This window comes from Celeribacter persicus (assembly GCF_003050785.1).
Taxonomy (GTDB): domain Bacteria; phylum Pseudomonadota; class Alphaproteobacteria; order Rhodobacterales; family Rhodobacteraceae; genus Celeribacter; species Celeribacter persicus.
Genome location: NZ_QAOH01000033.1, coordinates 1 through 18,901, shown reverse-complemented (window position 1 = coordinate 18,901; position 18,901 = coordinate 1). Strand labels below are relative to the sequence as shown.

Annotated in this window: 17 protein-coding genes; 8 read left to right on the top strand and 9 right to left on the bottom strand. The window is 55.4% G+C overall.

The features are described 5' to 3' along the window. Positions 1 to 49: 49 nt before the first annotated feature. From C8N42_RS19725 to C8N42_RS19715, 3 genes are all read left to right on the top strand, one after another. Positions 50 to 973 (top strand): recombinase family protein, encoded by a 924-nt coding sequence (locus C8N42_RS19725; protein ID WP_107818142.1) that lies wholly within the window; start codon positions 50 to 52, stop codon positions 971 to 973. A gap of 98 nt (positions 974 to 1,071) precedes the next feature. Beyond that, a complete protein-coding gene (locus C8N42_RS19720; protein WP_107818141.1) occupies positions 1,072 to 1,308 on the top strand; it encodes a type II toxin-antitoxin system CcdA family antitoxin in 237 nt (78 codons plus the stop codon). Then, positions 1,308 to 1,607: a CcdB family protein gene (locus C8N42_RS19715; RefSeq protein ID WP_107818140.1), complete on the top strand. Its 300-nt coding sequence runs from the start codon at positions 1,308 to 1,310 to the stop codon at positions 1,605 to 1,607. Before C8N42_RS19720 ends, C8N42_RS19715 begins: the two co-directional genes overlap by 1 nt. An 86-nt stretch (positions 1,608 to 1,693) precedes the next feature. Here C8N42_RS19715 and cysN read toward each other — a convergent pair whose 3' ends face one another. Next, positions 1,694 to 3,601 carry a sulfate adenylyltransferase subunit CysN gene (cysN, locus tag C8N42_RS19710; RefSeq protein WP_107818139.1) on the bottom strand — a complete coding sequence of 636 codons (1,908 nt, stop codon included), beginning with the start codon at positions 3,599 to 3,601 and terminating at the stop codon, positions 1,694 to 1,696. Between the two features lie 57 nt (positions 3,602 to 3,658). Continuing rightward, a complete protein-coding gene (cysD, locus tag C8N42_RS19705) occupies positions 3,659 to 4,561 on the bottom strand; it encodes a sulfate adenylyltransferase subunit CysD (protein ID WP_107818138.1) in 903 nt (300 codons plus the stop codon). 101 nt (positions 4,562 to 4,662) lie between these two features. On the opposite strand from cysD, the gene C8N42_RS19700 reads away from it, so the two are divergent. Continuing rightward, positions 4,663 to 5,733, top strand: a complete 1,071-nt coding sequence (locus C8N42_RS19700; protein WP_107818137.1) for a helix-turn-helix transcriptional regulator — start codon at positions 4,663 to 4,665, stop codon at positions 5,731 to 5,733. A gap of 383 nt (positions 5,734 to 6,116) precedes the next feature. On the opposite strand, the gene C8N42_RS19695 is transcribed toward C8N42_RS19700, so the two are convergent. The 6 genes from C8N42_RS19695 to C8N42_RS19670 all read right to left on the bottom strand — a co-directional run bounded on the left by C8N42_RS19695 (position 6,117) and on the right by C8N42_RS19670 (position 13,633). Then, positions 6,117 to 6,632, bottom strand: coding sequence for a hypothetical protein (locus tag C8N42_RS19695; RefSeq protein WP_107818136.1), 516 nt, complete (start codon positions 6,630 to 6,632; stop codon positions 6,117 to 6,119). A 171-nt stretch (positions 6,633 to 6,803) separates the two neighbouring features. Next, positions 6,804 to 7,049, bottom strand: a complete 246-nt coding sequence (locus C8N42_RS19690) for a hypothetical protein (RefSeq protein ID WP_107818135.1) — start codon at positions 7,047 to 7,049, stop codon at positions 6,804 to 6,806. 182 nt (positions 7,050 to 7,231) lie between these two features. Further along, positions 7,232 to 8,587 (bottom strand): polysaccharide biosynthesis/export family protein, encoded by a 1,356-nt coding sequence (locus tag C8N42_RS19685; protein WP_425430539.1) that lies wholly within the window; start codon positions 8,585 to 8,587, stop codon positions 7,232 to 7,234. A gap of 149 nt (positions 8,588 to 8,736) precedes the next feature. Continuing rightward, positions 8,737 to 10,812 (bottom strand): GumC family protein, encoded by a 2,076-nt coding sequence (locus tag C8N42_RS19680; protein WP_107818134.1) that lies wholly within the window; start codon positions 10,810 to 10,812, stop codon positions 8,737 to 8,739. Positions 10,813 to 10,913: 101 nt separating this feature from the next. Next, positions 10,914 to 11,570 carry a YjbF family lipoprotein gene (locus tag C8N42_RS19675; RefSeq protein ID WP_107818133.1) on the bottom strand — a complete coding sequence of 219 codons (657 nt, stop codon included), beginning with the start codon at positions 11,568 to 11,570 and terminating at the stop codon, positions 10,914 to 10,916. Next, the gene (locus tag C8N42_RS19670; RefSeq protein ID WP_107818143.1) at positions 11,567 to 13,633 is read right to left on the bottom strand and encodes a YjbH domain-containing protein; all 2,067 of its coding nucleotides are present in this window, start codon (positions 13,631 to 13,633) and stop codon (positions 11,567 to 11,569) included. The genes C8N42_RS19675 and C8N42_RS19670 overlap by 4 nt, the downstream gene beginning before the upstream one ends. 223 nt (positions 13,634 to 13,856) lie before the next feature. Between C8N42_RS19670 and C8N42_RS19665 the strand changes: the two genes are divergently transcribed. Then, positions 13,857 to 14,066, top strand: coding sequence for a hypothetical protein (locus C8N42_RS19665; protein ID WP_107818132.1), 210 nt, complete (start codon positions 13,857 to 13,859; stop codon positions 14,064 to 14,066). Between the two features lie 131 nt (positions 14,067 to 14,197). Here C8N42_RS19665 and C8N42_RS19660 read toward each other — a convergent pair whose 3' ends face one another. Next, a complete protein-coding gene (locus C8N42_RS19660; RefSeq protein WP_107818131.1) occupies positions 14,198 to 15,037 on the bottom strand; it encodes a sulfotransferase family protein in 840 nt (279 codons plus the stop codon). A 216-nt stretch (positions 15,038 to 15,253) separates the two neighbouring features. On the opposite strand from C8N42_RS19660, the gene C8N42_RS19655 reads away from it, so the two are divergent. From C8N42_RS19655 to C8N42_RS19645, 3 genes are read left to right on the top strand one after another with little or no spacing between them, the layout of a single operon-like run. After that, entirely contained in the window at positions 15,254 to 16,546 is a 1,293-nt protein-coding gene (locus tag C8N42_RS19655; protein WP_170109384.1) for an MATE family efflux transporter, read from the top strand. Between the two features lie 22 nt (positions 16,547 to 16,568). After that, positions 16,569 to 17,873, top strand: coding sequence for a hypothetical protein (locus C8N42_RS19650; RefSeq protein ID WP_107818129.1), 1,305 nt, complete (start codon positions 16,569 to 16,571; stop codon positions 17,871 to 17,873). Next, complete coding sequence (locus tag C8N42_RS19645; protein WP_107818128.1) at positions 17,870 to 18,799, top strand: hypothetical protein; 930 nt, start codon at positions 17,870 to 17,872, stop codon at positions 18,797 to 18,799. The genes C8N42_RS19650 and C8N42_RS19645 overlap by 4 nt, the downstream gene beginning before the upstream one ends. The last annotated feature ends 102 nt before the right edge of the window (positions 18,800 to 18,901 follow it).

Genomic DNA, 18,901 nt, shown 5'->3' with positions numbered 1-18,901 from the left:
AAACGTCGCTTTGTATCTGCAGCGGTCAGACCAATGAAATGTACGGGCTTTGTTCTCTCAAAGGCCCAAATATGCAGCTTCGGGCCAGCTAGGCCTCATTGGTTATGCGCGCGTTTCAACAGAGGAGCAAAGCCCCCGCCCCCAGACGGAGGCTCTGACTCGCGCGGGATGTCTCAGGGTTCATGAGGAACAGGCGTCCGGCGGAGACCGGGAACGCCCGGTTCTGGCCAGACTTCTGGAGCGGATTGCGCCGGGCGACACCCTGATTGTCGTGCGGATCGACCGGCTGGCGCGATCCCTGTCGCACCTTCTGGAGGTGATCGAACTGCTCGATGCCAAAGGCGCGTTTTTCCGGTCGCTCACGGATCCGATCGACACGGCCTCACCGCAGGGCAAGTTTACGCTTCAGGTTTTGGGGGCCGCGGCCGAGTTTGAGCGTGCGCTGATCCGGGAGCGCACGAAGGCAGGGCTTGCCTCTGCCCGCGCCAGGGGGCGTGTGGGCGGCAATCCGGGGCTGCGGGCGGGGGATGCGAAAGTGTTGCACGGTCTGCGGTTGGCGCGCCACGACAGCTATATGCAACGTCTGAACGAGACGGCGCAGGACTGGGTGCCCCATGTGCGCCGTTTGCGCCCGCATATGCCGTGGGAGGATGTTCTGCGCGTCATCAACGCGCCTTTGCCCGAGGTCAGGCGATGGACGCAGCCGCGTCTTATGCGGGCCGTCAAAGCCTATGTGCGCGATGGGTTTCTGTCCGGGGAGGTCTTGTTGCGCGCGCGACGCACCGATCTGGACGACCGTCTGCCCGCCATCGTGGCGGCGATCAAGGGTGCGAACCCGGAGATCACGCTACAGGCCATCTGTGAACGGTTGGAGGCCATGCGCGAACGGACTCCACGGGGCCGGGTAAAATGGCACCCGTCTTCTGTGGCGATGCTGTTGGAGCGGGCTGGAAAGCTGGGGTTGTTGTCGTAACTCCGGGTGACCGGGAGAGGGACGGTACGGAGGATCAGCGGTGGGATTGCTTCGCAAGGCAATGTGCATATATAATGCGCATGGAAAGAGGTGATCCGATGCAAGCACGATCCGTTCCCAAGAAACCGACCAATCTGACGCTGGACCAGGGGCTTTTGGCCGAGGCACGGTCCTTTGGTGTGAACCTGTCGCAGGCCGCCGAGGCGGGATTGCGCAGCGCCGTCAGGGAGGCGAAGGCTGCGGCATGGCTGCGTGAGAATGCCGACGCGCTTGAGACCTCAAACCGCTGGGTTGCGGGACATGGTTTGCCGCTGGAAAAATACCGGCCCTTCTGATGGCACGTTACGATGTCTATGCCAGCCCCGATGGCGCGGGCTATCTGCTTGATGTGCAGGCCGATCTTCTGGAGAGTCTGAACACGCGCCTTGTGGTGCCGTTGATGCATATCGCCACGGCCCCCGCCCCGGCCAAGCGGCTGAATCCGGTCTTTCACATCCAGTCCGGGCGATATGTGATGGTCACGCAGTTTCTGTCCGCGGTGCCGGTTTCGATCCTGCAAGCGCCTGTGACCAATCTTGCGGAGCAGGACACGGAAATCGCCGGAGCGCTCGATCTGGCCTTAACCGGCGTCTGAACGGTCGGGGCTGGTCTTGGCGCGGTATATCCGGGAGCCTGAGAGATCGCCCGCAGCGTTCTGCTGCGGGCAAAGAGTTTTCGAGATCAGGGAATCAGATGCGCAATGATGGCATCGGCGGCCTCTTCGGGTGACATCTCCGTGGTGTCGATCCGAAGTTCCGGGGCCTCGGGATGTTCATAGGGGCTGTCGATCCCGGTAAAGTTCTTCAGCTCGCCTGCGCGGGCTTTGGCATAAAGCCCTTTTACATCGCGGCTTTCAGCAACCTCCAGCGGTGTGTCGACGAAGATCTCCATGAACTCATCCGGTCGCATCATCGAGCGCACCATGTTGCGTTCCGCACGGAAGGGAGAGATGAAGGCGGTGATCACGATCAAGCCGGCGTCCGTCATCAGTTTGGCGACCTCGCCAACGCGGCGAATGTTCTCGATCCGGTCAGCTTCGGTAAAGCCCAGATCCTTGTTCAGCCCGTGCCGGACGTTGTCCCCATCCAAAAGGAAGGTGTGGCGGTTCATCCGGGCGAGTTTCTTCTCGACGATATTGGCAATTGTCGATTTACCGGAGCCGGAAAGCCCTGTGAGCCACAGAACGGCGGGTTTCTGATGCTTCATCGAGGCGTGGTGATCACGACCGATGTCGGTGGCTTGCCAGTGGATGTTCTGGGCGCGACGCAGGGCAAAATGAATCATCCCGGCGGCCACCGTCTGGTTGGTGATCTTGTCGATCAGGATAAAGCCGCCGAGATCGCGGGAATTGTCATAAGACGCAAAGGGGATTTCACGGTCGGTGGTAATGTTGGCCACGCCGATCGCGTTGAGATCCAGTGTTTTGGATGCGAGATGTTCCTGCGTGTTCACGTTCACTTCGTATTTCGGCTCATGCACCGTCGCGGACACGGTTTGGGTGCCGATTTTCATCCAATAGGCACGACCCGGCAAAAGATTGTGCTCGTCCATCCACACCAGTGTGGTTTCGAACTGGTCGGCCACTTCCAGCGGCGATTGGGCGGCCACGATCACCTGCCCGCGGGAGCAGTCGATCTCATCGGCGAGCGTCAGCGTGACGGATTCTCCGGCCACGGCCAGATCGCGGTCCCCATCGAATGTGACGATGCGTGCGATGGTCGAGGTTTTGCCCGAGGGCAGCACCCGGACCTCGGCGCCGGGCCTCACTGTGCCGGAGGCGATCAGACCGGAGAAACCGCGGAAATCGAGGTTTGGACGATTGACCCACTGCACCGGCATCCGGAACGGGGCCTCTTGTTCGACACTGTCCTCAAGCTCGACGGTTTCCAGCAGGGGCAAGAGCGCGGTGCCGGTGTACCACGGGGTGTTGTCGCTTGGCCCCGTGATGTTGTCGCCCTTGAAGCCCGAGATCGGGATCGCGGTGAACGCGTCGATGCCGATGCTGTTGGCAAAGTTTTTGTAATCGGCGACAATCTTGTCGAATTCGGCCTGATTGTAGTCCACGAGGTCCATCTTGTTGACCGCGAGAACGACATGGCGAATGCCCAGAAGCTTGACGATATAGCTGTGACGCCGGGTCTGGGTCAGGATACCTTTGCGCGCGTCTATCAGGATTACGGCCAGATCGGCGGTCGAAGCGCCCGTCACCATGTTCCGGGTGTATTGTTCGTGGCCGGGCGTGTCGGCAACGATGAACTTGCGTTTCTCGGTAGCAAAGAAACGGTAGGCGACATCGATGGTGATGCCTTGCTCGCGCTCGGCGGCCAGACCATCGACCAAAAGGGCAAAGTCGATCTCTTCGCCTTGGGTGCCGGAACGTTTGCTGTCAGCTTCAAGCGCGGCCAGCTGATCCTCGAAGATCATTTTGGAATCGTAGAGCAGGCGACCGATCAGCGTAGACTTGCCATCATCGACGGAGCCACAGGTGATGAAGCGCAGCATGGTCTTGTGCTGATGGGTTTCGAGATATTTGTCGATGTCCTCGGCGATCAGCGCGTCGGTTTTGTAGATGGGATCCGGGGTCGTCATGGGAATGTGTACCTGAACTGAGGGAAAGACGGGAACTGGCGCGGGCTTTGCGCGCGCTCAGAAATAGCCTTCCTGTTTTTTCTTCTCCATCGAGGCGGCCTGATCGTGGTCGATCGCGCGCCCCTGACGCTCGGAGGTGGTGGTCAGAAGCATCTCCTGGATCACCTCGGGCAGGGTTTTCGCTTCGCTCTCCACGGCCCCCGTCAGCGGGTAGCAGCCGAGCGTGCGGAAACGCACGGAGCGCATCACCGGCTCTTCGCCATTGAGCGGGAAACGATCATCATCGACCATGAGGATCAGCCCGTCGCGGATCACCGTCGGGCGCGGAGCCGAAAAATAGAGCGGCACGATTTCGATACCCTCAAGGTGAATGTATTGCCAGATGTCCAGCTCGGTCCAGTTCGAGATCGGGAAAACCCGGACGCTTTCGCCCTTGGCCTTGCGGGCATTGTAGAGATGCCAAAGCTCCGGGCGCTGGTTCTTCGGGTCCCAGCGGTGATTGGCGGAGCGGAAAGAGAACACACGCTCCTTGGCGCGCGCTTTTTCCTCGTCGCGGCGTGCGCCCCCGAAGGCGGCGTCGAACCCGTATTTGTCGAGTGCCTGTTTCAAACCCTCTGTCTTCCACATGTCCGTGTGCAACGCGCCATGATCGAACGGGTTGATACCACGCTCCTTGGCCTCGGGGTTTTGATAGATCAGCAGCTCCATACCGGCGTCTTTGGCCGCCTTGTCGCGTAGCTTGTACATGTCTTGGAATTTCCAGGTCGTGTCCACATGCAGCAACGGGAAGGGCGGGGGCGACGGGTAAAAGGCCTTTTTCGCCAGGTGCAGCATCACGGCGCTGTCCTTGCCAACGCTGTAGAGCATGACGGGGTTTTCGGCTTCGGCGACCACCTCGCGCATGATGTGGATGCTTTCGGCTTCAAGTTTCTGGAGATGGGTGAGGGATTTGCTGGCCATAAGGCCCTCTCTGATCTTCTGAATTGAATGTTCCGTCCATTTAATCTTGTCTGACAGGAGGATAACCCCCCATATGGGGGCAATTTCTGTGTTGAGAGTCCATGTCGAGTGAAACCCAGCTCCTGACGGCTTTGATGCTGGCGGCCATGGGGCAGCCAGCTGAGCCCATCTTTGCGGAAAAAGGGAGCGCGTGGGACGAGTTCCTGACGGTTCTCGGCGACATCACCCATGCCGATACGGTGCAGATGCATCTGATCGAGAACGGTCAAGCTGTCCGGCACTGGCAGGTGGGGGGCGATTGGGCCGGGATGAATCTTTCCGAAAGCGGCCAGATGCGCACGAGTCGGGTCTATTCGCAATTCGATCTGCCGGTGAGCCTCGGGGCGGAGGCCACCTCTTGTCCGCTGCGGGCCATTCGCTGGCGAATTGACAGTGACGCTTGGGGGGTGATCCTTCTGCGTCGCTGCGATGAGGATTTTCGGGCCATTGACGGGCAGCATTTGTCAAACCTTCTGCCCTATCTCGCGCCGGCGGTTCAGGGGTGGCAAAGGCTCGATCGGGCGCGGACCCGCGCCGTTCTGGACCATCGAATCTGTGCCGGTCTGGGGGCAGGGTGGATTCTGTTTGCCTCCTCGGGCCAGATTGCGGCCATGTCTTCGGGGCTGCCCGAGGCGCTCGAGGATTTGGCAGGGATACGGCTGAGTGCGGAAGGCTGGCTCTTGCTCGCTGCGCCGCAGGCGAAGGCCCTGCGGGAGGCATTAAGCGCCTTGGCGCGCGATCCCACCGGCGCGCATATTTTGTGGCTTTCGACCGCTTCGCCCGTTCAGATGGTCCTTTCGGTGGAGGATTGCGCGGGGTCTTCGGAACTGGTGGGGCGTGTCCGTTATGATGTGTCCGTGGGCAGTCTGCCTCTGCCATGGGTGATGTCCGCGTTCGGTTTGAGCCGGAGCGAGGCCCGTTTGGCCGTAGCCCTTTGCGAGGGTCTGAGCCTGGCCGAGGCGGCGGACAGATTGGGCTGGACACGAGAGACCACGCGCAGCAATTCCAAACGCCTTTTTGCGCGCATGGGTGTCAGGGGGCAGGCCGATGTTATCCGCACGCTTTTCAAGAGTGTGGTCTGGTGGTGCCCGGATGCCGACCCTGAAGGATCATGCGATGCACCGTGGGGGTGAAGATGCAACGACACTGGCAGCACAGATATATCTCGGGCCTGATGTTGTGCCGAACGTCTGGCCTCTAACACCCTGAATGCCACCCCGGTTACACAGTGAAGAAGAGGCGCCGCGTTCGTGCCCGCCGGGGCGTGATTTCAATAAGCAATCGTGTGGTGCGCGCGTCGACCCCAGCCCATCTTGCGGCCTCTTTCGGGTTTGCAAGATACAGACACGGTGTGAACCGACTGGCTAGATTGACCCCTATATTGGGAAAACAGGCGCCCAAAAGTGACCCTCCTGATATTTCTGTTTTAATGTTTCCTCAGATGCACGATTGGCACGAGGTGAAGGGGATCACGGCCTAACTGTCATCGGTGGAGCAAAAGTCGGACGAAGCACGTTTATGGGCATATTGGAATGCCCAGCCGGATGAGTTCTGCGCCTGACAGGTGCGTTGCGCTATATATTTTGTAGCGGGCTTTTGTCATGTACCACTGCCGCACGGGGGTGGGGTAGTGAGAGGCGATGACTTGGGACCATTGGTCGAATTCCGACTGGCTGAGTTTTTCCCCGAACCTATAGGGGCCATGGAAGCCGAAGGTGGTTTGTGGTGAGACACAGACATTGTCGGCCCCCAGAAACATCGTGCAACTTGACATGCAGGCGCCACGACGAATCTCGACTCGCTGACCCAGCCTGTTGATGTCTTTGATCTCATTATAACGAGTCCTGACACTACCGCCGGGGTCTCCGTTGATGATAATCGTGGCTCCGGGCTGCTGTGATTTTGGCCGCGCGGCTTCGGCTGTTGTCGCCCAGAAGGCAAAACAAAGAGTCAGGATCAGAAACAGCAGCGCTATAGAGCACAGATTTTGGGTGCGCGCATAGAGCGCACGGTCGATTTGATTGAAAAACATGAAGTCACCCCAAGTGATGAACTGGGGTGTTCTCCCCCCGTTACACCGATCCCCATCGGTTCACATGGGAGTAGAGCAGGGAAAGCCTAAAGAAGTATTGAGATGGAGCGCCAAGCAAAAGGCACCCTTTCCGGGTGCCTTTTGAGAGTCTTTACAGACTGTGTCTGACCTTCAGTTCGTCGATGTGGTGCTGGTCGTGCTGGTGGTCGAGTCCGAACTGCCAAACCCGGCAGCCACAATGGCGACCGCACCAATGGCCGGTGCAATAAACGGCAGGAAGTTTTCTACGTCGCTTACGGGTGGTAACTGGACCTCATCAGTGGCTTCGACACGTGCGGTGGCGGTAGCGTCTTGTGCCAGTGCAGCAGAGGAAGAGATGACAAGGGCAGACGTCATCAGAAGTGCATATTTGGTCATGGTATACTCGCTATATCAATGGGATGTCCCTAAATCGGAAGGGTATCCGGTTAACTTTGCTTCCCAAACTACGCGATTCATCATGCAAATACACTCGGAAATTTATAAATTTCTTATTTCCGCGTTATTTCTCCGATGCTGCGTTCTTTTTGTGCAGCACCGGCTGTTTGCGGGACAGTATCTTAATTGACGGCAGCAATCCCCGAGGTGATGAGCGACGGCGTGATCTGGCTGATCGTGCGGTTCCATTTGGTGACCGGCTGCTCGGCGACAAAGATGATGTCATTCGGACGCAACTCGAACCGTGTGGCCAAAGCCAAAGCCGCTGCGTTCTTTGTGTTCAACTGCCATGCGGTGAGAGCATCGAATTCCATCGGATCATCCGATCCTCGTAGCACGTAAATGTGCCGGGCATCCGCAGTTTGAATGGCGAGCCCTTTGCCGCCCTCGTAAAGCGCATCTGCCAGACTGGCCTGTCGCCCGAGGGGAAGGGTGAAGCGGCCCTGCTGTTTCACTTCGCCAGTGAGGTAGACATAGTCCCGTTCGGCGGCATCGAAATCCACCTGGGCCTGATAGTTGCTCCGGGCTTCCTCGAGCTGACCACGACGGAGCGCAACTTCGGCCTGCAATTGTGACAGGGCCGCCGAGCGCGCACCCTGACGATACTGGGCCAACTGGATTTGCTGTTCGAAATAAGCCGAGGCCTGATCCAGCTGATAGGTGTCGTCCACAAACACGCTGTCGCCGGGCTGGAGCGGAATTTTCTGGATGCGGCTGTTCGTATAGAGCGCCTCGAGCGGCACCTGATAGATCGTTCCATCCCGGTAAATCCGTACGGAGGTGTAATCCATGTTCGCCGCTGTTGTTCCGCCAGCCTGTGCGAGAGCTTCGTCGAGATATAGCGGCGTCAGGGTGATGGGAAGCACACCGGGGGTGGAGACTGCGCCGCCAATGGACACTTTCTTGGAGTTGAACTGGGAGATTTCCAGACTGAACGTCGGCTCGATCTGTGCCGCGACCAGACTTTGGAACAATTTGGCCTCGGCCTCTTCCAACGTCAGCCCGGCAATGGCCACACGCCCCACATCGGGGATCGCGATGCTGCCGTCATCCTGCACCGTATAGCCCTGACGGCTGTTCTGGGCCGCCAGCAGGCCGGAGAGTTCTTCGACGGAGGTGCCCGCAGGTGTGGCGAGAAGGACGACATCGCCAATGCCGATCTTGTAGGGTTGCGGCGTTACCTCTGGAGGCAGGCGCGTTTCGAGCGTACCGGGCCGGGTTTGTGCCGTATAGGCCGGTTCTGGCACCGCTCCCGTGCCACGTAGCCCACTGCCCGTTCCGGCCGTGGTTTTGAAAACGGCCGGAAGGTCATGCGGCGTGTAAGCGGACCTGTTGGCCACCATCACCGACTGCGGCGTCACCTGAACGACCCGGACCTTGGCCTCGTCCGTGGTTCCGGAAACGACACGCTGGCTGTGGTAAACGGCACCACAGGCCGAAAGCGCGAGGGTTGTGATGAAAGCAACAGCGATACGCAACAGGTCAGTCCTTATTTAAATCCAGTGTGTCGGCCCCGTCATAGCGAAAAGCCCTCCCGCAACCAATTGGTTTTCCGTCTTCCGAAAAACCAGAGGTTTCTCTGCATCACATCCGTACCCGGAGCGGGACGGTGACCGGGGATTTTCGGTCAGTTCGTATAATATTTAGCCCCATAAGAGGCATAAGCCCCATACGCTTCCCCGTAGCCGTATTGTTTCATGCCCTTCGGGTCGATCTGGTTAAGAATCAGCCCGCTTACTTTCACGCCCACGATTTCGAACATATGCAATGCATTGCGTACCTGAATTTTCGTGGTTTTATCCCAGTGCACTGTGAAAAGAACCAGATCGGCATGTTGAGCAACAACCCGCGCATCGGGCACCACCAGAACCGGCGGCGTATCAATAATGATCATGTCATAGCTGCTCCGGGCAGCTTCGAGAAATTCCGCGAATCGCTCCGATGACAAAACATCTGCGGCATTGATCTGGGTCGGTTCACTCACGAGAATATCCGCGCCCAGAACAGGGTCATGGATCACGACCTCTTCCAGGGACATGTCTCCGGCCAGAACAGACATCAGACCCTTGGCATTTTTGACGTTGAGATACTGACTGAACACAAGACGCCGGATATCGCCTTCGATCAGAAGCACCTTTTTCCCCAGTCCTACAAAATTTTGCGCCAGCGCAAAAGATACAGTGGTTTTACCTTCGCTGGGCAAAGAGGAGGTCAACATGATCACTTTCGGGGTCTTGTCCAGACCGGACAACATCACCGAAGTGCGCAGGTTGCGGATCGCCTCTGCCGCAGCGGAAGCCGGTTTTTCGGCAAGATACTCCAGTCCCTTGCGCCGGTTTCCGGTCGGCAAAAGCGGGATTTGTCCCATTACCGGAAGCCCTGTTTCCGTTTCGAGATCAGAAGCCAGACGATAGCCGTTTTGCCGCATTTCCCACAGCAGCGTCAGACCGCTGCCGACCATGGCGCCCAGAATGATCGACATGGCGAGAATGAGGGATTTGCGTGGCTCGGAAGGGCCGTTTGGCAGAACGGCATTGGAGAGAATACGACTGTCGGCCTGTTGAATGCCTTCCTGTGCCGAGGTCTCCTTCAAGCGGCTCAGAAAATATTCGTATAGCAAACGACTGGCCTCGGCTTCGCGGGTCAGCTGCTGAAGCTGGATCAGCTCATCGCTTTGCCGGGCAATGTCGGCCTCGCGCGTCTTGATGCTGGCCTCAATCGACTGGACCTGCGCCTGCGTGCGTTGGACCTGAATGGTGGCCTGGTCGAGAATCTGATTGAACCGGGTGTCAAATGTAGCCCCCTCACCGGTTTCACGGTAAATCGTCGTCAGTCGCGGATCTTGAGCCACATCGATTTTCTCTTCGGCAGAGGCGTTTTGAACCTCCGTCAGAGCGCTCAGCCGTGCAGTGTCGCTTTCGAGCGACACGCGCATGGTTTGAAGCCGGTCTCTCAGTTCTTTCAACTGGCGTTCGAGCGCCTGAACAGTCTCGATGCTGACCACTTCGGAATTGGCGGAAAACTCGGACACACGGGCCTCAGCCCGTTCCAGTTCGATTTTCAGATCGGCGACGCGTGAAGTCAGCCATTCGGAAGCATCGCGCGTGGTTTCGAATTTCACATCCATCTGGTAGAGGATGTATTGCTCCGCGATCGTATCCGCGAGCTGGACGGATTTTTGTGCATCCTCTGTCTCGACCGTGACCTGCAACACATAGGTGTTGGGCACATTGCGCACCGACATGCGGTCCAGAACGGCGTTGATTGCCCGTGTCACCTGTTCGTCATGCGACAGCGGCTCGATGTCTGTCCCGGTCAAAGCGTTTTTGATCTTGGTTTTGAGACCCGGGGGCAGCAGAGAAGAATTGAATTCGGGATCTTCCGTCAGGTTTGCCGCATTGACCACACGTTCAAGCAAGCGGCGGCTCTTGAGAACCTCGACTTCCGTATTGATCGCCTCCGAATCCGTGCCAAGGCTCGGCAAGACCGCGCCGAGATCCAGAAGCTGTTCGCCCGACGTATCCAGCAGGATCACAGAGGTCGCCCGGTATTTAGGGGTGGCAATGGCAAAGGCATAAAACGCGCCAAGCAGGGCAAAAATAAAGACGCTTGCGATGATCCAGAGCTTCTTGCGCCAAAGCGTGCTCAACAATGCGCCAAGGTCGATCACGTCGTCGTCGGAGATATTGGGGGAGGAGGGCAACGCTTACAGGTTCCTTGTACAGTATATTTTAAATATCAATCCGAAAATCTAAGGGACAGCAACCATGTTTTAGGGCACCCTTTCCGTTTAAGAGCTAAGTGTCAGGATTTTATGATCCTGAGCGCCAACTCACCCGTCGCTTCGCTGATCCACTGGCGAGATTGTACAATCTCCCGAGACCCGCGTTCCACCCAGTAGAGGTTTCGAAACTCCGTTTGCCCATTCGTACAGGCTTCAGAGAACAGATCCGTGTCGGCCGTGTAACTCTTGCTCAACTGCACAGGCTCCTGCCTCTCGCGTGTCACCTGACAGCGGAACGCTAGCGTCTCCGCCGTGCTGCCCTCGGTCAACAGGGTCACAAAATGTTCTGTGACCGCATTGTGACCGGAGGTGAGCACCGCACGGGTCTTGCGGGCATCTGCTGCGAGCTGGTCGTTGCCAAGCCCCCTTGTGGCGATCAGCATCCCGTCTTTCATCCCTAAAGACAGGTGATCCGGAGAGATCCAGGTTTCCTCGCCTTTGGCATTTACGGTCTGGCGCACAAAGAGTGTGTAAGCCCCGGGTTTGTCCTGAAGCCCTGCCACATAGGTGGGCGCCCCGGCATTTCGATAGGCTGCGAAGGTTGCATCTGGTTGCGTCGCAGCAGCTCTGTTCAGAAGTTGCTTGGTAAGAGCCGCTTGGGACGGATTCGAGGAGCAGCCTGCAAGAACTGCGGAAATGGTTAGAAGGCCAGCAAAGGCGCGCAGCATCGGTGTCATCTCCAGAACCTCCCCCAACGGTCTTCCAGCTCATTCGTCTGGCTGCCTCGGACAACCTCATAAAGCCGGTTACGGACATCGAGCCGGGCCCCGCCATCCCGCTGTACCGGGCGAATGGTCGTGCCATAGCCGCCCTGAACGGCTGCGCCGGTTAGCCAGTCGGTCGGGAAGGTAAAGCGGATGCCCTTGTCGAAAGAGCCTTCGCCGAAATCGTCGAAAGAGACATCCGTGAGGGTGAAGAAAGCCCCGACACGAAAGCCGTTGTCAAACTCCCGGTCGAGCGAGACGGTTGCGCCATAATCTCCGGCAAGATAGCGCCCGACATCGATCTGACCGAGATAGCCAGCACCGAAGTCGTAATAGGCCGAGGCATGGCCTGTCACGATGTCGTAGTCCTGAAAGCCGAAAAGCTGATCGTAATCGCGTTTCTTGGCATAGTTGACTTCCGCGCCTAGGGCGAGCGGACCGTTGACTGGTTTCCAAAGCAGTTCGGTGGAGAGCCCGCCGTACATGGTTTCCAGATAGCCTGCTGTCACCCGACCAAAGAGATTTGTGCCGGGGCGGAAGAAATATTCGGCCGTCAGGTGTTTGATTTGAAGGTCCGATTGTTTGGCATATTCCACAACATCGCTTCGCACATGCGGCAAGACAGAATTGGAGGCCCGTGTGCTCTCATCGAGGTTTCCGGCAAGCGGTTGGCGAATGGCACCAGAGAGGACAAGTCCACGCACCGGAGTAAAGGATCCCGCCGCCTGAAGGCCGAAATCCGCGCGGACAGGATTGTCTGGATCAAAGAGAGCCGGATCGAGATAGGGGGTCAGGCGCCAGTCGAATTTCGGATAGGCGTCGACAATGGCTTTGGCCTCCGTGCGGGGTGCATCCTCGAATTGTGCACGGGCATAACTGCGCCAACTGCCATCAAGGTCGTATTCCAGTGCCTCAAGGTCGGACCGGCGCAGCGTGGTGCGTGACGTGGTCATTCCGTTCGCGGTATTCTCGATGCGGAATGTTGTGACATCACCGGGGAGTTGGTTGGCCAACACGCGTGCGGTGCGCCCCAGCGCCTGAGCCTCAGCCGGATAGCGCCCGTTCGAGACCCGTACGGTTGCCGTGGAACCGTTGACCGTGATGCCCTCAAGCGTAATGCCCTGATCTCTCAGGGCTGCTGAAAGCGGACTGGTTTTGCTTTGAACGCTGGCCTCATCCCATGACAGCGCCGCAGCGGTCTGGCGCGGCAGCAAAGCAGGGGGGGCCTCCTCGATACCGCTGGCATAGGTTGGTTTTTGCGGATTGATCGGCAGGCTGGCCATGAAACCGATCTCCGAGCCGTGCAGCGCATAGACCGACAAATCCGCCCCGTTTTTGAAACCATAAGTCAGCGCGGCGTTGATCGGGGTTTTATGCTCGAAACCAGCATTCGCCACCTCAGTTTCATAGGCATCCGAGGAATATTCCAGCTTGAAGGAGAGGCGTGTGTTGACCTGGTAGGCGAGCCCACCAAAGAAGGCCGCGTCGCCCCGGAACCATTGATCCGCTTCAAGGCGTCCGACCTCCGTAATGCCCGATGGGCCGGCGCCGCGTGTGTCGAAAGCGTTAGAGATCATGCCAAGAGGGTTGCCAAAGCTGCCATAGCTGCCAAGACGCCCCCAGCCCATGCCCCCGGTCACGGATAGGCGATCATCCATAAAGTGCTTGGTCGCCGCGACATATTCTGAACTATAAACCCCCGTGCCGCCGAAATCCCGCAACGCGACAACTACGGACGGGCGAAGTCCAGTCTCTTCAGAGATCAGGTATCCGACATCAAAACTACGATCATACAGCGTATCGCGAGAGGTTCCGTAATCATCAATGATAGAATATCTGAACGCGCCAAAAATGCGCGGGCTTATTTGGAAGGTCAGATTGTATCTTTGCGTGCCTTGGCGGAAATTTGAGGATAATCCAAATGTGCCGTCAGAAAATACCTTACCTGTTGGCATATCGATAAGCCCCGGCGTTCCAAAGGTCGAAACAGGGAAGTGCAAGTTGGCGTCTTGCGCTGCAGCGGGAGTTGCAGTCATCATGATACTTACACACACAGCCAACGAAAATTGTCGCACAGTTACGCCTTCCTTATTTTGGGCAACAATATCTAAGGTTACTCTTCTGTGAAAACTGAGTTTGAAACCTCAAATCGAATTTTTTTTTGCGTGGCCAACTTTCAACAGTGAAGTAATGATATGAACTGCCTTCTCGCCAAGCCGCAGTTGTAATTGCGTGGTTAGGTGGAGAGAGGAGCCTCCGATGGACATCAAAGTTTTGGGCATTGCTCTTGGCAAGACTGTTTGCAGTCTTGCTGGACTGGACGTCGCGGGAGCGGCCGTGTTCCGCAAACGGATTCAGCGACATCGATTGATGGACTTTCTGATTGGGCTGCCGCCCTGCATTGTTGCGATGGAAGCCTGTGGCGGCGCACATTACATCGGGCAAACCCGGGGCGGTTCAATCTGCTGATCAAGCAGGATATGATCTAAGGTGTTGCGGCGACCGATTGAAACCGTCAGGCGCATCGAAATGCGACGCTTGTAACACTGCAAATCCGCCACATAATTAAACCAACGGGATGATGCAGACCCTCGCTTAACTTAAGTAGCCATCTTTCCCAAAAACTTTGACGATGGACGGCTGACTAAACAACAGGCCTCGGGACTGGCATTCACAGTTTTCCAAAGACGGAGATCCGAGGCATAGTATTTTTCAACAATCGCGGTAATGGCCTCGTTTGTCTTTAACGGTGCTGTATTCACCTCTATTCCCGACCAGTCTTTTCCCCAGGCGTTACCGATGTTTTGTAAGCCCATATCCATGCGCTCAAACACGGTGAGGGCATTCACGAGGAGTGTGCCATGCGCGTCACATATGAAGCTAATTTGTGGTTGAAAATGTGGCCATGCCATCAACTCTGTGAATGTGTCATCATCCACATTGGCGCAGAACTCTTCAAAGGTCGCAAAGTTTGAGAGAGATTTTTCTGCAAAGGCTTTGTCGGTGTCAAAAGGCGTTTTGAATTTAAGGTAATCGAAGGCTGACCGAAGACGGGCTGCCGGGTTTCGTAAAATAGCGAATTTTTTGACCGCATCGAACGCGCTTTTGTCCAGCAATAACAGATATTGTGCCGAATGGTGTGCATTGATTTTTGTCGAGGTCTCGGGTGAAAAATCGGGATAAACGACGCTATTGATAAACGTCCCAGCATTTTTAGGAACATGAATGAAAGCGGCTCCGACCGAGTCATAAAGGTGGAATGGTGAAACCTTCCTTCCGATCACATAAGAAATACGTCGATAAAGAATCCGGGCTGAAACAAAAATCGCGTCAGGCAATACTCTTGCGATACCCCTTTCATTTTTCAATAGGTCATGGGGCCTAGGAACAAAGGGCCCATGGCTACCCTCTCGCAAAAACTGTGCGTCGATTATCATCATCTATGAGCCAGACTTTCGAGTGATTGTCGATATTTTCGTTTTCTCTCCTCCAAAAGATACCCTATTATCAAACCCCTGTCAGTAAACGACTTTGTATTCCACCAATTTTCTGCAGCGCAGATAAATCCCCTTGCTTTTCAAATTGGGAGGGGAAAATATATATTTAGTATTCGGGTGGAGCTATCCGCTTCCCCTAGACTGATGGGAGCGGATTTATTGCTTTTTCCTTCGAAAACAGCAAATTTTAAGGCAGCTTTGGGGCTGGCTGTTTTAAAGGTTGGCGCACTGCCTCTTACGATTTTGCTCTCTATCATTCTTGCGCGCGCCTTGGGGCCTGCAGATTATGGGCGCTACGCCTTTTTCCTATCCCTTGCGACAGTTCTCTCCATCCCGGCGGGCCAGGGAGTTGTAGCGCTTGTTCTGCGCGAGACTGCGCAGGCGAGGCAGGCTAATGACTTTTCCCTTATGGCGGGTGTTCGCAAACGCGCCCATCAGTTTCTTATTCTATTCACGGCTTTGGTTTGGTTGGCGGGGGCGGTGTATGTTTTCTTCGTTCTGGATGGGAGCCAAATTTCTGCGCGACGATCCATCTATGCCGCAATGGTCCTATTCCCTGTGCTATCGATGCTTGCCATCCAGGCTGGTGTTTTACAGGGTCTACACCATGCGTTTGCATCACAAGTCGGCCAGCTCGCTCTGCGTCCGGGCATTGCTCTTTTTCTTGTGTTTCTTGCCCTCTCTTTTGCACCATCATTCTCGCTTCAAATAGCGTTCATGACGCAGATTATAGCAGCCGTACTCGCTCTTACCGGTGCCCTCATACTCTTACGTCGTTTTACCCCCGCAGAGCTGTCAAACGCGGTTCCTCGATGCGAGGATCAGAAGTGGATGTCTGCGGTTTTGCCTTTTGCGCTTATTGCTTTCGCTAATACGTTTACTGCGGAAATAGGCATTCTCATTTTGGGGGCCGTCGGTAATGAAGTGAACGCTGGGGCGCTCAGAGTGGCTACAAGCGGAGCACAATTGCTTAGCTTTCCATTGTTCATCAACAATATGATCCTGTCACCTCAGGCCGCACAGATGTTTAAGGCGGGACAGATCGAAGCGCTTGCTGTGCGCAGTCGGAAATTTGCACGCCTTACTTTTCTCGTGTCTGCGCTCGCTGGTGTCCCGCTTATACTGTTTGCTGGCCCAATCTTAGCGGTGACGTTTGGTCCAGAATACATCGACATCGCCAAACGCCCATTGCAAATTCTTTCTATTGGCCATCTTGTCAATGTATCGGTTGGGCCCGCAGGAATGCTTCTCTCAATGTCTGGGCACGAGGGCTCTGCTCTGTGGGGGCAATTGATTACACTGTTGGTTGTCATGATTCTCGCTGTTATTTTGGCGCCGCTTTATGGAGCAACAGGGGCGGCGCTTGCTGTTATAAGTGGTACAATTGCAGGTCGGGTCATACTAGTGCGTCTGTGCGTGCGGATTTTAAAGTTCCGCCCGACAGTGATTTGACCGATGAAGAAACGGATGGTGAATGATTTTGGACAACTCAGTGAGTGGCGCGCTCACGATCCACGCGCGAAGCTCTAGCCCCAAAGCACAAGGGGGATGGCTGATCAATCGATCCACCATGCTATTCTACCTGACTATTGCTTTTATTATTGCCCCTAAAGTTAATATCATTTCTTTTGGGGCTTCGGGTTTTCGCGTCGAAGATTTCGTCCTATTTGCAGCATTGCCGGTGCTGTTTTGGCGTTATAAGGGGCGTGCGCACGAATTCCCAATTTTTGTGCATGCGTTTTTTATATTCATTGCCGCGTCGTTTCTGTCAGCCGTGTTAAATTTAAGCGAAGTTGGTTTGACAGGGTTAGTTTTCACTGGACGACTGGTACAATACTTTCTGTGGTTCCTCATCGCGGCTGAATTTGCTCCCTTTATTTCTGAAGAGCGCTTTCGTCGCGCTTTTGGCGTAATTGCGCTGATATTGCTGTTCTGGTGGTTTGGTGAAGCCACTCATCTTCTTCCTAAAATTGGTCGTTTTGCGGTGGTCGATAGTCGAATTACTTTGAACACATCCGGCCCCTACGAAACGGCAATTCTTGCAGTTCTGATTATTATTGTCGCTCCCAAAAAGTGGCAAAAAATCGCAATGTCTGGCGTTCTTATAGCCACACAATCCCGCATAACGATCGTCGCAGCCTTGGTTGTTTGGCAGGTCTCTCGTCCCGGGAGGAACACGCTTGCGCTTTTATTGCTTGCGCCCGTGGCAATCTTGTTTCTAACCATCGGTTCGCTAGACTTATCGGATTCTCGTTTCAACCAAACCCAGTCAATTTCGAGCATGGCATCAGATCTCGTTCAGCGGTTTGAAGACGTGCCTCAGATCAATTCGCTGACCGAATATCGAGCGATGGTGGACGATGGGTTGCGCCAAAACGTCGATTTCAGATCCGGCGATTCGAGCTTCCAAGTTCGCGCGTATAAATGGGCGCTAATAATCAAGTCTCTTGGGGCAAGCACAACACACTTTATTTTTGGCTGGGGACCCGGTGCTTGGGGACTTGCTGTCGATGGACACTATGTCCGCTTCCTAGGTGAAGGAGGTATTATCGGGCTGATGGCTGCGCTCTTTTTCTTTGGGACCAGTTTGTTGAGTCGCGATGCGCCTCGCCCTTACCGTCTTGGCTTTCTCGCAATGGCGTTGAGTTGTGTGTTTATTGACGCTGCGACCTCCTCAAAAGTCTCTTCGACTCTGTGGATTATCGCTGGGTATTTCCATGGCCTGCGCCTCCACCTACAGCGCATGCCGAACTTGCAGGATAAAGAGCCATCATCATGAAATGCCTTTTGCACATTGGAACTGAAAAGACGGGAAGCACATCCATTCAGAATTTCTTGACTTGTAATATTGAGGAATTCTCACGCCATGGAATAAAGATCTGCGAAACTCTCGGTGTGGGTAACAATCGGGTGCTTGCCTCATATTTCCAAGGCCGGCTTGATGACTTTAGTCGTCAACACAAACTCAAAACACTCGAGGAACAGAAAGCATATTTTGCCGCAGACCTTGATGCATTTCGACTTGAGGTGGAGGCTGCTCGCAAAACCCATGAGATATTTCTAATATCATCGGAGCATCTTCATTCTCGCTTAACCACCCCCGAACAAGTTGCCGATCTTCAAGCATTTCTGTCGCCGCTGTTTGATGAAATCCAAGTTTTTGGATATTTTCGCGAACAAGCGAGCTTGGTCAAAAGTAACTATTCGACCTGGGTTGAAGGCGGAGGTGGCGCTGCGAGCCTTGCCAAGTTTTGTCAGGAGGCAACGCCTGGAAATCCTTATTATGACTATTGCGCATTGGCCGAAATGTGGACCGAAGCTTTCGGTCGTGACGCATTTTGTGCGCGTCTTTACAAAAGAAGCGCCCTCCATGAGGGAGATGTTCGTATGGATTTCGCCATCGAAGCCTTGGGCCTTCAAAGCTTTTCGGACTTCACATTTATTGAGACGGAATCGAATCGTTCACTCGGCTCGGTGGGAATCCTGATTGCTCGAGGGTTGAATTTCGCGTTGCCGCAATTTTGGTTTGGCGGTCGCCGCAATCGTTTCAGAGATGGGCTTATGCGGCTTGCGATCCTTTCAGGGTTAGCACGCATCGGCCAACTTAAATTCCCGCAAGCCAGTGACATCAAATACCAATTTGAGAACAGCAACCGCCTATTTTCTAAAAATTTTCTGGGAGAGCCAAATAATATTTTTAGATAGGAAAATTGTAACCGCCCGATTGAGACCGCAGGTTACTTCTGAAGCATAGGGGCGACCAAGATGATCGCCATGCCGGTCAGGCAAAAGATTGCGCCGATGATA